General features: G+C 53.3%; 14 protein-coding genes. 4 read left to right on the top strand and 10 right to left on the bottom strand.

The annotated features are described in order from the left end of the window. Window positions 1-114: 114 nt before the first annotated feature. From AB8881_10220 to acnA, 10 genes are all read right to left on the bottom strand, one after another. Window positions 115-1,062, bottom strand: a complete 948-nt coding sequence (locus tag AB8881_10220) for a polyprenyl synthetase family protein (protein ID XDZ62912.1) — start codon at window positions 1,060-1,062, stop codon at window positions 115-117. 9 nt (window positions 1,063-1,071) lie between these two features. Next, window positions 1,072-1,338 carry an exodeoxyribonuclease VII small subunit gene (locus AB8881_10215; protein XDZ62911.1) on the bottom strand — a complete coding sequence of 89 codons (267 nt, stop codon included), beginning with the start codon at window positions 1,336-1,338 and terminating at the stop codon, window positions 1,072-1,074. Between the two features lie 32 nt (window positions 1,339-1,370). Further along, the gene (locus tag AB8881_10210; protein XDZ62910.1) at window positions 1,371-1,838 is read right to left on the bottom strand and encodes a helix-turn-helix domain-containing protein; all 468 of its coding nucleotides are present in this window, start codon (window positions 1,836-1,838) and stop codon (window positions 1,371-1,373) included. 135 nt (window positions 1,839-1,973) lie between these two features. Beyond that, window positions 1,974-2,915 (bottom strand): prolyl aminopeptidase, encoded by a 942-nt coding sequence (pip, locus tag AB8881_10205; GenBank protein ID XDZ62909.1) that lies wholly within the window; start codon window positions 2,913-2,915, stop codon window positions 1,974-1,976. A gap of 222 nt (window positions 2,916-3,137) precedes the next feature. Further along, the gene (locus tag AB8881_10200; GenBank protein ID XDZ62908.1) at window positions 3,138-3,641 is read right to left on the bottom strand and encodes a CarD family transcriptional regulator; all 504 of its coding nucleotides are present in this window, start codon (window positions 3,639-3,641) and stop codon (window positions 3,138-3,140) included. A gap of 268 nt (window positions 3,642-3,909) precedes the next feature. Further along, entirely contained in the window at window positions 3,910-4,248 is a 339-nt protein-coding gene (gene fdxA / locus AB8881_10195) for a ferredoxin FdxA (protein ID XDZ62907.1), read from the bottom strand. A gap of 91 nt (window positions 4,249-4,339) precedes the next feature. Further along, the gene (locus tag AB8881_10190) at window positions 4,340-4,804 is read right to left on the bottom strand and encodes a TerB family tellurite resistance protein (protein XDZ62906.1); all 465 of its coding nucleotides are present in this window, start codon (window positions 4,802-4,804) and stop codon (window positions 4,340-4,342) included. After that, window positions 4,805-5,218, bottom strand: coding sequence for an RNA-binding S4 domain-containing protein (locus AB8881_10185; GenBank protein XDZ62905.1), 414 nt, complete (start codon window positions 5,216-5,218; stop codon window positions 4,805-4,807). Window positions 5,219-5,222: 4 nt separating this feature from the next. Further along, window positions 5,223-8,096 (bottom strand): helicase-related protein, encoded by a 2,874-nt coding sequence (locus AB8881_10180; GenBank protein XDZ62904.1) that lies wholly within the window; start codon window positions 8,094-8,096, stop codon window positions 5,223-5,225. 222 nt (window positions 8,097-8,318) lie between these two features. Continuing rightward, the gene (gene acnA, locus AB8881_10175) at window positions 8,319-10,991 is read right to left on the bottom strand and encodes an aconitate hydratase AcnA (protein ID XDZ62903.1); all 2,673 of its coding nucleotides are present in this window, start codon (window positions 10,989-10,991) and stop codon (window positions 8,319-8,321) included. Window positions 10,992-11,191: 200 nt separating this feature from the next. Between acnA and ccmA the strand changes: the two genes are divergently transcribed. The 4 genes from ccmA (at window position 11,192) to ccmD (ending at window position 13,510) form a co-directional block, all read left to right on the top strand. Next, a complete protein-coding gene (gene ccmA / locus AB8881_10170) occupies window positions 11,192-11,878 on the top strand; it encodes a heme ABC exporter ATP-binding protein CcmA (GenBank protein ID XDZ62902.1) in 687 nt (228 codons plus the stop codon). After that, the gene (gene ccmB / locus AB8881_10165) at window positions 11,875-12,546 is read left to right on the top strand and encodes a heme exporter protein CcmB (GenBank protein ID XDZ62901.1); all 672 of its coding nucleotides are present in this window, start codon (window positions 11,875-11,877) and stop codon (window positions 12,544-12,546) included. Before ccmA ends, ccmB begins: the two co-directional genes overlap by 4 nt. A gap of 71 nt (window positions 12,547-12,617) precedes the next feature. Continuing rightward, window positions 12,618-13,343, top strand: a complete 726-nt coding sequence (locus AB8881_10160) for a heme ABC transporter permease (GenBank protein ID XDZ62900.1) — start codon at window positions 12,618-12,620, stop codon at window positions 13,341-13,343. Beyond that, window positions 13,343-13,510, top strand: coding sequence for a heme exporter protein CcmD (ccmD, locus tag AB8881_10155; protein XDZ62899.1), 168 nt, complete (start codon window positions 13,343-13,345; stop codon window positions 13,508-13,510). Before AB8881_10160 ends, ccmD begins: the two co-directional genes overlap by 1 nt. Window positions 13,511-13,515: the final 5 nt, after the last annotated feature.

Genomic DNA, 13,515 nt, shown 5'->3' with positions numbered 1-13,515 from the left:
TTCTGTACGTGGCCGTTCACCCAGCCTTGCGCAGATGATTATATATGGTCTCGTCCATTGCCGTGGTCAACAGCAAGCGCGCCCGCGCTAACGAAACATGACATATTATCTTTATCACGTTTTGCGCGTAATGGCGAATAAAGCAAGATTTCTCATATAGTCACCTGCGCCTTGCCATGGAACAAGAGCTTGATTTGCTTGATCAATCAAACGCTTGGCTTCAGTTGCGGCGGCTTTTGCCCCCATCAACGCCACAAATCCCGCCTTACCACGCGCCTCATCCTGCCCAGCAGGCTTGCCAAGCAGTTCAGCATCACCTTCATGATCCAGCAAATCATCAGCAATCTGAAATGCCAGCCCAAGATTTTTTGCATAGGCAGCTTGTGCGGCCAATAACGCACTATCCGCGCCACCAACAATGCCACCAGATGTCACCGCACATGAGATTAATGCGCCGGTTTTCATCATTTGCATTTCAACGGTTTGCGCAAGGTTAAAAGGCCGCGTTTCGGCCTCTAAATCCAGCATCTGTCCACCCGCCATACCGGCCAGCCCAGATGACTGTGCCAATTCGGTGATCAGCCGCACTCGTATTGCCGGATCTGCGTGCGTTGTATCATCGGCCAGGATCTCGAACGCCATTGTTTGCAAAGCATCACCAGCCAGAATAGCGGTGGCTTCATCAAATTTCTGATGACAGCTTGGTTGCCCACGCCGCATATCAGCATCATCCATCGCCGGAAGATCATCATGGACCAGCGAATAGGCATGCAAACATTCAATCGCAGCTGCGGTGCGAAGCGCGCCATTCATGCGATCCACACCAACTGCGTGATCTGCGTTACGGGCATCATCCGCGTTAAAGGCATTATCCGCATCACGGGCCATTCGGGCCGCGCCAAGAACCATCGCCGCACGCAGTCTCTTGCCGCCATTCAACACTGCATAATTCATCGCCGCATTCAGCCGACCTGCCGGCCCAGCCATCTTTGCGATCATTTGCTTCAACAGTGCCTCACAGGCCACAGCATCACGCTGTAATTGTTGTTGAAATTCAACCATTCGCAGAAATCAGGCCTCGCCCGGATCAAAATCACTGGCGCTATCAGGTGCGCCGCCAGTCGCTGGCACTTTAATTTTTTCAACTTTCATGCGGGCTTCTTCGAGGCGCGCCTGACAATGCGACTTTAACTCAGTGCCTCTCTCAAAAGCGGCAATCGCATCTTCGAGTGAGACCTCGCCGCGTTCAAGCGACGCGACGATGCCCTCGAGTTCACGAAGCGCATCTTCAAAGCTCAGCTTTTCCAGAGCAGGTGGTTTTGCTGGCGTTTCATTCATTACATTTATCCCATCAAGATTATGGGATTAGACTATTCGTCAGCTAGCGTTGTGGCAATTGATTTCACCATTTCAGCGATGCGTTTGCGTACGGCTGGCTTTTCAATCGTGTAATAGGCGCGTACCAATTCCAGCGTTTCACGTCGTGCCATTGGGTCTTTGAGTGGCTGGCTGGTCATCGCATCCATAACATCACCGCGGCTGACCCAGCGCGGCGAGCTGCGCATCGTGTTTTCTGACATATCATCAAAAAAATAGCTTATTGGCACATCAAGAATCTGACTAATATCCCACAGGCGTGACGCACTGATCCGATTAGCACCGCGTTCATATTTTTGCACTTGCTGAAGGGTAGTATTTAATTCGGCACCAAGCTGTTCCTGACTCATTCCAAGCAGTGTCCGCCGGAGCCGCACGCGTTTGCCAACATGCATATCAATTGCATTATTATTGGTGATACGAAAGTTGCGCTCGACTTCATCATCCCTTGAGACGGCCATTTACAGTTACCCCTATTCCAGAATTGACACAAAATCACTGTCGAGAACCGGCTGTTTGCGCTAGCAGGAACCAACAAGAGCGATATGATATGTCGCTTTAATGAAATAGTAACAGTATTGGCGGCCTGAATTTGTTCAGATTTCGTCCAACGCCGCCATCAAGGCGTGGGCAATCCCACTCTCGAACGTCGAATGCCCAGCCGCATCAATGATTTGCAGTTTGGCATTACGGCCCCATTTTGCCGCGAGGCGCGTGGCGGTAATTGGCGGGCAGATAACATCATGCCTACCTTGAACAATCGTCGCTGGCAAATGGCGGATACGCCCAACATTCTCGATGATATGATTGGCGGGCATAAAACAGTCATTCAAAAAATAATATGCCTCAATCCGCGCCATTGTCAGCGCGCCAGCCCCCCCCATATGCCGGTTGCCCGCACGCAAGGTCGAACAGGATGTCTCATAAGAGGCCCAGAACTCTGCAGCTTTTTGGTGAATTGCTGGATCGGGGTCGACAAGCCGCCGATAATAGCTGGTGAGCACATCACCGCGTTCGCCCGCATCGAGATGGCCGATGAACCTGTCATAAGCTTCGGGGAAAAACCGCCCCATATCATTCAGGAACCAGTCAACTTCGGCGCGCGTACCAAGGAAAATACCGCGCAAAATGAGCCCTGCCACATTTTCGGGATAAGCAATCGCATAAGCCAGCGCCAGCGTGCTGCCCCATGAGCCCCCAAATAAAATAAATTTGTCGATCCCCAGCGACTGGCGCAGCGCCTCAATATCACCGATCAGAGCATCAGTCCGATTATCCTCGAGGCTGGCATGAGGGCGTGATTGCCCACAGCCCCTTTGATCAAACAACACCACATGAAATCTGCTTGGGTCAAACAAGCGCCGGTGCGCCGGTGCTGTCCCCGCACCCGGACCACCATGCAAAAACAGCAAGGGCTGGCCGTCGCGGCTGCCACATTGTTCATAATAAATTTCGTGATTGTCACGCTGAAGAAAGCCGCTACGGAATGGCATCGACGGGGGAAATAATTCACGCTCTTGAATAAACGCATTTACCATATAAAGAACTCACTCCAAGCAAGCATAGCCGGCATCCCATCACGCTTGATGAGCGCAAAATTCCAAGGGGTCCACCGCGGCAAAACGGGCAGCCGAGCTGCCCGCATATAATGGGACTCATATAATCCCTTAACACCTATGGTCGCCGTTGCAGCCCTAAACCGCCTGACGCTGGCAAACGCCAGCATATTTTCGCAAACCAGCGGTTGCCAATCCTGCCGGCTAGGCAGCGTCCATAAGATCTTCAAGACGAAGCGCAGCAGCATCCTGATCAATCTTTTCAATCGCGGCGAACTCACGAGCCAAACGCTCAAGCGCAGCCTGATACATCTGGCGCTCAGAATAAGATTGCTCTGACTGGTTACCGCGGCGGTGAAGGTCACGGACGACTTCGGCGATTGAAACCGGATCACCTGATTTGATCTTTGTTTCATATTCCTGTGCACGGCGTGACCACATGGTGCGACGCACTTTGGCCTTGCCTTGCAATGTTGTAATGGCCTGTTCCATCTGTTTTTTTGAACTAAGGGTTCGCAAGCCCAAGCTGCGCGCTTTTTCCATCGGCACCCGTAATGTCATCCGGTCATGCTCAAACCGCACGACGAGCATTTCGAGCTTAATTCCTGCAACTTCGCGGTTTTCTGTGCCTAATATACGGCCAACACCATGTGTTGGATAAACAACAAAATCGCCCTCTTCAAACGAACTCTCACTTTTCCGTGCCATTTTTTCCCTCAGCGCTGCGACTTGCAAACCCGTTTTGCGTCTCACCAGCCTTAAAAATAAACCATGACGAAGATGATGCGTTGACCAAAGCATTGATCAGCAAAACAGCATAGTCGAGACGCACGCCCAAAAGTCCGTGCGCACCGGCTTCATCTCTAATTTCTGAAAAAAACCATAGCTTAATTTTGCGGAAAAATCAATCACCTGACCAGCAAAGCGATCTAGGCCACGCCCACAGCATAGGGATGCCAAGGGGATAAGGATTTATTTAAGCGCCCTTACCCGCAGCTTTGCTGAAATATTTGTCGAATTTTCCGGTTTCGTCCTGCATTTTTTCGGCATCAGGCATCGCCTCAATCTTTTGACCAATATTCGGCCAGATTTCAGACATTTCGCGGTTAAGCTCTAGCCATTTTTCCGCTTCAGGTTCAGAGTCTGGCAAAATCGCCTCAGGCGGGCATTCAGGTTCACAGACACCGCAATCAATACATTCATCAGGGTGGATAACGAGCATATTCTCGCCCTCATAAAAACAATCTACCGGGCACACCTCAACGCAATCGGTATATTTGCAATTAATGCAGTTATCATTCACGATGTAGGTCATCTGTGGCCTTGCTCCTCTAATTTCATTTTTTGAAAAAGCCGCGACGAAGCCCTTTCATCCCAGCTCTTTTACCTATCTATCGCAGATGCGGCTAATCAGCAAGACCAAGACGTTTTTGTGCCCGCTTTGCAGCCAAGCCTGAGGCAACATCATCAATAAAGAGCAGACCTGCAAGCCGCCGCATCAATTGCTGTTCGTGCTGGTCAATCTGGTTGTCGGCAAGCACCACCATCCAGATCATTTCCAGAATAATAATCCGGTCTTCCATTTCAGTATCGCTACGGATCTGGCGAATAAGACTGTGTATCTCAATCCGCGATTCATGCGCCTCAACTGCCTCATCTAAACGGGAATTCGCAATATCCGCATCAAGCTCCAGCTGTTCCGTCATCAAATGCAGAATGCGGCTACGTTCACGCTCGTCAAGCGTGCCATCTGCCATGCCTGCCTCGACCAAAAGCGCAGTAATGGTGGCCGCAAATTCTGCGTCCTCGCAAGGCACAATAGCCTCATCACTGGCAAAACCTTTAACCCATTCGGAAACTCGATTTAGCATTTAACTCTCATCACTTTCTAATCCTGTTTTCAGCCGGTCAGTTTCCCGACGCTGGCGTTTCGTTGGTCGTCCACTGCCTTTACCGCGCGCCTCAAATTCCAGCGGTTTAGGGGCCAATTTTTCTGGCACTGCCGGTGCCGGTGCCAAATCTTCATAAAGCAACGCCGCCTCAGGTGCCGGCCCCCGACGACTGCCAAGCGCGACAATTTTTATAACCCGAACCCTTGTTCCTTGCACAAAGGTCAATACCTGCCCACAAATCGCTTGTCGGTGCGGCTTTGCCATAACCTGCCCATCCAGCCGAAACCGCCCACCGGAAATGGCTTTGCTGGCGGCACTACGGGTCTTAAAAAACCGCGCATACCAAAGCCATTTATCAAGCCGCAAGACCGCTTCCGGCGCCGCAGCGTTCATCGTCTCAGACTTTTGTTTTCAGCGCAGCCAGAACCGCAAAGGGTGAATTCGGATCAGGCTGTTTTTCGGCCGGCCGGCGGGAGGCCGATTGCGGTTTGTTGCCAGCCGGTTTGTTGCCAGCCGATTTGTGGCGCCGTTTATCGGCGTTGCGGTCAGTCTTTGTCTTGCCTGAACGGGGCTGGTTTGGCGCACCCGCTTTATCATTACGCGGCGGCCTCGCTTTCCGCTTTCGCTCAAAAATCTGCAAGGCGGGCTTATCTGCATCTTCGGCCGGCTCTTCACCAACCACAGCACAGCCAAGATCAAGCAGCATCTGCCCCATCTGTTCGCGGGTTGCCCCGGCCAAAGACAGCATATCTTCGGTAATCTTAAACGGCCCTTCACGCGCGGCAGTGCGAACCAGCATGGCCACACGCTCTACCATATCAACGCGCATTACCCGCTGACCCAGCCGCCGATAACCAACTGCCAACCAATAGGCATCCGGAACGTCAGCCACCGAGTCAATCGCAACCCGGCCCGCAGGTGGCGGGGTAGCGTCATAGAACTGGCCATTAGCAAGACTGAATAACAGGCTACGCAATTCGATCTGCGCCGGCTTCAATAATTCGGGCATATAGACCGTTTCGACGCCAAACCGCAGCCCCAGCCGCGCCAAACGCGGCTTGTCACTCTCATGCATCGCTCGTAATAGATGCCCGATCTCGGCAGTCGGCACTGATCCAAGACGCTCAAACAGAATAAAGGCAATGCCCTTGGCCGCCCCACTTAACCCAGCCGGTGCCTGATCAGCAGCGATCGCACCAGCATCTTTTTCTGGCACATTGACAGGCATATTGTCGGACGTTGCAGCCGGCGCATCCGCACCCGTATTCGTACCAGTATCCGCACCCGCATCCTTGGGTGTTTCCGCATTTGACGCCGCATTTGGCGCCGCATTTGGTACCGCATCGGGCTTGGTCTTTGGCTCGCTAACCGGCGCTGCATCAGGCGTTTGCAGAATGGTCAGCCGGCCAAGAACTGTCTCGACGTGCGTGGCGACAAAGGCGACCAGCCGCTGGACCATACGCTGGGTCTGGTCGATCGACAGCAGATCACTGGTCACAAGTTCGGGGCGCGGCACATAAAGCCCGTCGCCTTTAACCAGCCGCGCAACCTCGGCCTCGCGCCATTTTACCACCCCATCAGACCCAAGCCGAAACGCCGGATCAGCCGACGCCACAAAGGCCCGAACCCGGCGTTCTATTTCATCGGGTAACCCGCGTCTCGCAGCAGCTAGAATAGGGGCTTTATCTTCACCATCGGCCAGTGTCGGATGAAAGGTAAAACCGTCAAGCCGTCCGACCTCCTCACCTTCAACAAGAACCGTGCCATCATCTTTTACAGAGGCAATCAAATTTTTCGTTTCCTTCAATCTTCGACTCAAATGCGCGGCACGCTTATCAACAAAGCGCTCTGACAGCCGGCTATGCAGACAGTCAGACAGCCTGTCTTCAATTAACCTAGCGCGATTCTGCCACTCGTTGGGGTTATCTGTCCAGTCAGAACGATGCGTGATGTATGTCCAAGTTCTAATATATGCAAGGCGCGTCATTAATGTATCAATATCGCCGTCAATCCGATCGAGCTGGGTCATGGCCTTGGCAACCATATCATTGCCAAGAACCCCCTGTGCCACAAGCGTTTTGAAGATATTGGCAAGCATTTCATAATGGTTTTCATGGAGGCTTTGCCGGAAATCAGGAATCGACGCCACCGCCCATAAAAGCCGCACGTCACGCGCGCCAGAGACCGCAGCGCGGATTTCCGGACGGGCGGCAAGTGCTGTAAGTGCCTGATGATCCAACGCATCACCTTTGCGAAACAGAAACGGCAATGGCGGCGGCGCCTCAAGCGAGGCAAGCAGCTGATCAATTGAAGTAAAGCCAAGATCACGGCTTCGCCAGTAAAAGGCGCGAAGCGGGGCAAATCGGTGCTGTTCGATCGCATCAATCATCTCTGGCTCTAATGGCCGGCATCCATCAGTTACACCAAAACTGCCATCATTCATGTGCCGGCCAGCACGGCCAGCGATCTGCGCCATTTCAGATGGCAACAGCTTGCGCATCCGCCGCCCATCAAACTTGACGTCAGCAGACAAGGCAACATGGCCAAGATCAAGATTAAGCCCCATGCCAATGGCGTCAGTCGCAATCAGGAAATCGACATCACCGTTCTGGTATAATTCGACCTGTGCATTGCGGGTACGCGGGCTAAGCCGCCCCATAACCACCGCAGCACCGCCGCGTTGACGCTTGATGAATTCGGCAATCTGATAAACATCCGCGGCGCTAAAGGCGACAACGGCACTGCGGCGCGGAAGGCGTGTCAGCTTTTTCGATCCAGCATAGCTTAGCCGCGACATCCGGTCACGGAATTCAAATTTCGCATCTGGCAATAATGCCTTTAACAGCGGGGCGGCAGTTTCTGCCCCCATGAACATCGTTTCAAACGCGCCTCTTGCATGCAGGATACGGTCGGTAAAAATATGGCCACGCTCACGGTCACCGGCAAGCTGCACCTCGTCAACGGCAATGAAATCAAACCGGCGCTTGGCAAGCTCGGCATCGGCATTGACATCCAGCGGCATCGATTCAACCGTGCAGCAAAGATAGCGCGCGCCAGCAGGCAAAATACGCTCCTCGCCAGTGATAAGCCCGACCTTATCAGCACCGATCTTGGCAACCAGCCGATCATAATTTTCACGCGCCAGCAGCCGCAGCGGAAAGCCGATCATGCCGCTGGCATAGCCGGTCATCCGTTCAAGCGCGAGATGGGTTTTACCCGTGTTGGTCGGGCCAAGAACCAGCGTCAGATTTTGAGATGAATAGATCGACATTTGACGCTAGCTTTTCCATATCACTAAAGCAGAATATACCCCGCCACTATAGGCAGCCTCGCCAGCGAAAATCCAGCCAAATAGCCCCGGATAAGGCAATAAGAAAGTGCCGACACGAAAAACCCCGCGCCATATACAACCATAGCGCGGGGCAATCTTAGCCAATCCGTCAGACAACGGCTTTACCGCCGCCGCGTGGACTGGATATTTCTTGTTTCCTGTTTACGCGGCGAGCTGGCGAAGCACATATTGAAGGATGCCACCATTCTTGAAATAGGTGGCTTCACCATCAGTGTCGATCCGTGCCAGCAGATCAACGGTTTCGCTGCGCCCATCGGCAAAAGTAAAGGTGGCTTTCACCGTCATGCCCGGCGAGACACCATCGGCAAGCCCGGTGAGATTAATCACCTCGTCACCAGTCAAACCAAGAGTTTCACGCGTAACACCGGCCGGGAACTGCAACGGCAACACACCCATACCGATCAGGTTAGAACGGTGGATCCGCTCAAAGCTCTCGACGATGACCGCCTTAATGCCAAGCAAGCAAGTGCCTTTGGCCGCCCAGTCACGGCTGGAACCAGTGCCATATTCCTTGCCACCAACAATCACCAATGGCGTCCCCTCATCCGCATAGCGTGACGCTACATCAAACAGGGGCGCAATATCACCCGATGGTACATGGCGGGCAAATCCGCCTGTGGTACCGGCGGCTGCCATATTTTTCAGGCGGATATTGGCAAAGGTTCCACGCATCATCACCTGATGATTACCGCGGCGCGCACCAAATGAGTTGAAATCAACCGGCCGAACCTGATGGCTTGTCAGGAAATCGGCAGCCGGTGTATCGCGGGCGATACCACCAGCAGGCGAGATATGATCGGTTGTAATCGAATCACCCAAAAGTGCCAGAACACGCGCACCAGTAATGTCACTTGCGGTTTCTGAAATTTCGCGGGTCATGCCCTCGAAATAAGGCGGGTTCTGCACATAGGTTGATCCATCATTCCAATTATAGGTTAGGCCGCCAGATGTCTGGATTGCCTGCCATTCCTTGGTGCCTTTAAACACATCGGCATAGCGTGACCGGAACATTTCAGCGGAAATAACCGCATCAACCACTGCGCGGATTTGCTCATTGCTCGGCCACAGATCCTTTAGATAGACATCATTACCGTCACTATCAGTGCCAAGCGGCTCATCACTCAAAACCTTGGTAACCGACCCTGCCAATGCATAGGCCACAACCAGTGGCGGCGATGCCAGATAATTAGCCGCAGCGTGCGGGCTGACCCGGCCCTCAAAGTTACGGTTCCCCGAAAGCACCGCGCTGACCACGAGTTCATTTTCGTCAATAGCCGAAACGATTGCCTCATCAAGCGGGCCAGAATTACCGATACAGGTGGTGCATCCATAACCAACCGTGTTGAACCCAAGCGCATCAAGATGCTGGGTAAGACCTGCCGCATCAAGATAGGCCGATACAACTTGGCTGCCGGGCGCAAGCGAGGTTTTCACCCATGGCTTGACCTTCATCCCTTTTTCATGTGCGGCCTTTGCCACCAGACCAGCCGCCACCAGAACTGACGGGTTCGAGGTGTTGGTACATGAGGTGATCGCTGCAATCATCACATCACCATCGGCGATTTCATAATTGGCACCATCGACGGCCACAGATTTTGCCTGAGTTCGGCCAGTGCTTTCGGCCAATGTGCTTGCAAATGACGCAGCAACGTCAGGCAATGTCACACGGTCTTGCGGGCGTTTTGGTCCGGCAAGTGACGGCACCACAGACCCAAGATCCAATGACAAGCTATCGGTGAAATGCGGATCAGCCGCGTTTGATTCGCGCCACATACCTTGTGCCTTGGCATAGGCCTCGACAAGCGCAACCCGGTCATCATCACGGCCGGTTAGCCGCAGGTAATTCAGCGCTTCTTGGTCAATCGGGAAAAAGCCGCAGGTCGCGCCATATTCCGGTGCCATATTGGCGATCGTTGCGCGGTCGGCCAACGACAATTGATCAAGCCCAGGGCCAAAGAATTCAACGAATTTTCCAACAACGCCGCGTTTACGAAGCGCTTCAACGATCATCAGCACCAGATCGGTTGCCGTTGCGCCTTCGGGCAATTTGCCATCAAGACGGAACCCGATTACATCTGGCACCAGCATTGAAATTGGCTGGCCGAGCATCGCTGCTTCAGCTTCAATACCGCCAACACCCCAGCCAAGAACAGCAAGGCCATTGACCATTGTGGTATGACTGTCAGTACCAACAACCGAGTCAGGATAGGCAAAGGTTTTGCCATCGTCTTCGCGCGTCCAGACGGTTTGCGACAGAAACTCGAGATTGACCTGATGGCAGATGCCTGTTCCGGGCGGCACAACGCGGAAATTATCGAACGCGCCTGCGCCCCAGCGTAAAAATTCGTAGCGTTCCTGATTGCGCGAGAATTCAAGTGCAACGTTCTTTGCAGCCGCATCCTCGCCGCCCGAATGATCAACCATAACCGAATGGTCAATCACCAGATCGACAGGTGACAGCGGGTTAATTTTCTCAGGGTTGCCGCCAATTGCCTGCATCGCGTCACGCATTGCGGCCAAATCGACAACGGCTGGAACACCCGTAAAATCTTGCAAAAGAATACGCGATGGGCGAAACGCGATCTCGCCTTTTTCACCATTTTCGGCCCAGTTTGCCAAGGCTTCAATATCCGCCTTCGTGACCGAACTGCCATCTTCGTTACGCAGCAGGTTTTCCAACAGAACTTTCAAAGAGTAAGGCAGCTTATCCAGCGCTGGATAGGTCTTAGCCAATTCGGCTAGCGAATAATAATGATATGTTTTTCCGGCCGCATCTAGGCTGGCACGGCATGCATCGCGCAATGTCTCTGACATGGCGTTCTCCTTTTCCAGGTCGAACCCTACAATAAATTGAAACGGCCAACTCGAGGGGTGCCTCAAAGCGGTCAGGCATTGTTATAGCCAAAACAGGCAGAACTTGCCAGAGGGTATTTGCCGCCAATCATGCGGCTAAAACGCCGTTGCGACACCAAAGCCCCTAGACCAGCACGGCCAAGCGCGGCTAGAAATGAATCATGGATAATCAGACCCAAACCAGAAACGCCATGACGCCCACCAACACGACCGGTGAAGATGGTCTGCGCATTGACCAGTTAAGCGTGCTTCGTGGCATGGCGCTGGTCATCAGCAAATTATCGTTCCGGCAACAGGCTGGCGAAATTTGCTGCCTTACCGGGCCTAATGGTGCCGGTAAATCAACGTTACTGCGCACCATTGCCGGACGGCTTAGCGCTGCCGAGGGCACAATCACCTGTTCGGTGCCATTGGTTTATGTTGGCCATACTGACGGGTTGTCCGGCGCCATTACTGGCCGCGAAAACCTTGTCGGTTGGGCCAAGGTTAACGGGCTTTTGGCACCCGAGAGCGACATTGACACAGCGCTTGCCGGTTTTGCCGCAAACCGTTTCTCCGACCTGCCGGTAAGGGTTTTATCACGCGGCCAGCGACGCCGGCTTGCGCTTGCCAGATTGGCGCTTGCCCCGCCCAATAGCCTGTGGCTTATGGACGAGCCGAATGCCGGCCTTGATCGGGCTTCAAATGACAGTCTTGACCAGCTTGTAACCGGTCATGCAGATCGCGGCGGTATGGTGATGGCGGCAACCCATCTCGATTTTGCAGCAGCAGCAACACCACGCTCGCTCCACCTTGCCGGGATAATGCCCGAAACGTCGTCAGCGTCGGCTCAAGGGAAAACTGGATGAGCCCGTTCCTAGCACAAATTGAACGCGATTTGATGATTGCGTGGCAAAACCGGCAAGACCTCGGGGTCATGCTGATCTTTTTTGTAATCATTATCGCCTTATTTCCGCTGGCGATTGGCGCAAATTCAGCAATTCTTGATCCACTTGGGATACCGGTTGTTTGGATTGCTGCATTGCTAGCTATTCTGGCTGGATTTGACCGGCTGTTTGCCCAAGATGTGCGCGATGGCTGGCTTGATCAGGTTAGCCTAAGCCCCCTTGGGCTGGGCTGGTATGCCTTGGCAAAGGCAATCTCGCACTGGCTGACCGCCGGATTACCGCTGTTAATCATGACACCAGTTATGGCGATTATGCTAAATATTCCAACCATCCAATGGCCGCCATTATTGATCGCATTGTTGATCGGCAGTATGGGATTAACCCTGCTGGGGGTGATAGGAGCGGCACTGGCCGAAGGCGCACGGCGCGGCGGTGCCTTAATGGCGCTGTTAATCCTGCCGCTAGCGGTGCCATTGCTGATTTTCGGCACGCTAGCCTCGCAAAGCGAGGATGGCATCATCAGCCCGCATCTGATGCTTTTAGGCGCAGTTTTTGCCGTGCTATTAGCCTTGGCTCCTTTGGTCGCAGCAAGCGCTCTTGAAATTGGCGAAACTGAAACCGGGTTATAGAGTGATGAGATCTACATCCCAAATTTCCGGTATCTTTCCAGCCTCCGAAAAACAAGGTATATGTCGGCACCATGTTTGATTATCTTGCGAATCCGTCACGATTTATGCGCATTGCCAACCGGCTCTTATGGCCGCTGGTCGCCGCTGCGGTGATTACTGGTACCATCGGATTATATTTGGGCCTGTTTGTTGCGCCCGCCGATTACCAACAAGGCGATACGGTGCGAATCATCTATATTCACGTACCCGCGGCATGGCTGGCGTTGTTTGGCTATGTCGGACTTGGTCTTTGCGGCCTGTTCTATGTTGTGTGGCGACACCCACTGGCCGATGTTGCGGCACGCGCCATTGCACCAGTCGGTGCAGTTTTTGCGCTGTTAACGCTGGTCACTGGCGCATTATGGGGAAAGCCAATGTGGGGTGCATGGTGGGTATGGGACGCCCGCTTAACCTCGATGCTGATCCTGTTCTTTTTCTATCTGGGGTTTATCGCGCTTGCCAATGGGTTTGATCGGGCGGAACGTGGCAGCCGGCCAGCCGCTTTATTGGCGCTTGTCGGGATGATTAATGTGCCGATTGTAAAATTCTCTGTCGATTGGTGGAACACGTTGCATCAACCAGCCAGCTTGCTGCGTCGCGGCGGTCCGGCGATTGATCCATCGATGTTGACCCCGTTAGTGCTAATGCTTGTCGCCGCCCATGCCTATTTTGCGGTTTTGGTAATCTTGCGGATGCGCAGCTTGTTAGCAGAGCGCCGCATTGCCGCGCTGATGCTGCGCCCGGGAGGGGATGAATAATGGCCGAATTTTTTGATATGGGCGGCTTTGGTGGCTATATTTGGACAAGCTATGGCTTTGCCGTGATCTGCCTTGGCTGGCTGAATTACGCAAGCTGGCGAAACGCCAAGCGAGCCGCTGCGCATCTTGCCAAATTACAAGACACCAACCGGTCTATATCTGAGTAAACAGA

This window comes from Alphaproteobacteria bacterium LSUCC0396 (assembly GCA_041228345.1).
Taxonomy (GTDB): domain Bacteria; phylum Pseudomonadota; class Alphaproteobacteria; order Puniceispirillales; family Puniceispirillaceae; genus UBA3439.
The sequence above is the reverse complement of the archived record's forward strand: the minus strand, read 5'-3'. Positions and strand labels throughout refer to the sequence as shown.

Coding starts and splice junctions, on each gene's coding strand:
- AB8881_10220 (XDZ62912.1), bottom strand. CDS start 1,062: ATGGTTGAATTTCAACAACAATTACAGCGTGATGCTGTGGCCTGTGAG.
- AB8881_10200 (XDZ62908.1), bottom strand. CDS start 3,641: ATGGCACGGAAAAGTGAGAGTTCGTTTGAAGAGGGCGATTTTGTTGTT.
- AB8881_10210 (XDZ62910.1), bottom strand. CDS start 1,838: ATGGCCGTCTCAAGGGATGATGAAGTCGAGCGCAACTTTCGTATCACC.
- ccmD (XDZ62899.1), top strand. CDS start 13,343: ATGGCCGAATTTTTTGATATGGGCGGCTTTGGTGGCTATATTTGGACA.
- AB8881_10215 (XDZ62911.1), bottom strand. CDS start 1,338: ATGAATGAAACGCCAGCAAAACCACCTGCTCTGGAAAAGCTGAGCTTT.
- AB8881_10160 (XDZ62900.1), top strand. CDS start 12,618: ATGTTTGATTATCTTGCGAATCCGTCACGATTTATGCGCATTGCCAAC.
- pip (XDZ62909.1), bottom strand. CDS start 2,915: ATGGTAAATGCGTTTATTCAAGAGCGTGAATTATTTCCCCCGTCGATG.
- acnA (XDZ62903.1), bottom strand. CDS start 10,991: ATGTCAGAGACATTGCGCGATGCATGCCGTGCCAGCCTAGATGCGGCC.
- ccmB (XDZ62901.1), top strand. CDS start 11,875: ATGAGCCCGTTCCTAGCACAAATTGAACGCGATTTGATGATTGCGTGG.
- AB8881_10190 (XDZ62906.1), bottom strand. CDS start 4,804: ATGCTAAATCGAGTTTCCGAATGGGTTAAAGGTTTTGCCAGTGATGAG.
- AB8881_10180 (XDZ62904.1), bottom strand. CDS start 8,096: ATGTCGATCTATTCATCTCAAAATCTGACGCTGGTTCTTGGCCCGACC.
- ccmA (XDZ62902.1), top strand. CDS start 11,192: ATGGATAATCAGACCCAAACCAGAAACGCCATGACGCCCACCAACACG.
- AB8881_10185 (XDZ62905.1), bottom strand. CDS start 5,218: ATGAACGCTGCGGCGCCGGAAGCGGTCTTGCGGCTTGATAAATGGCTT.
- fdxA (XDZ62907.1), bottom strand. CDS start 4,248: ATGACCTACATCGTGAATGATAACTGCATTAATTGCAAATATACCGAT.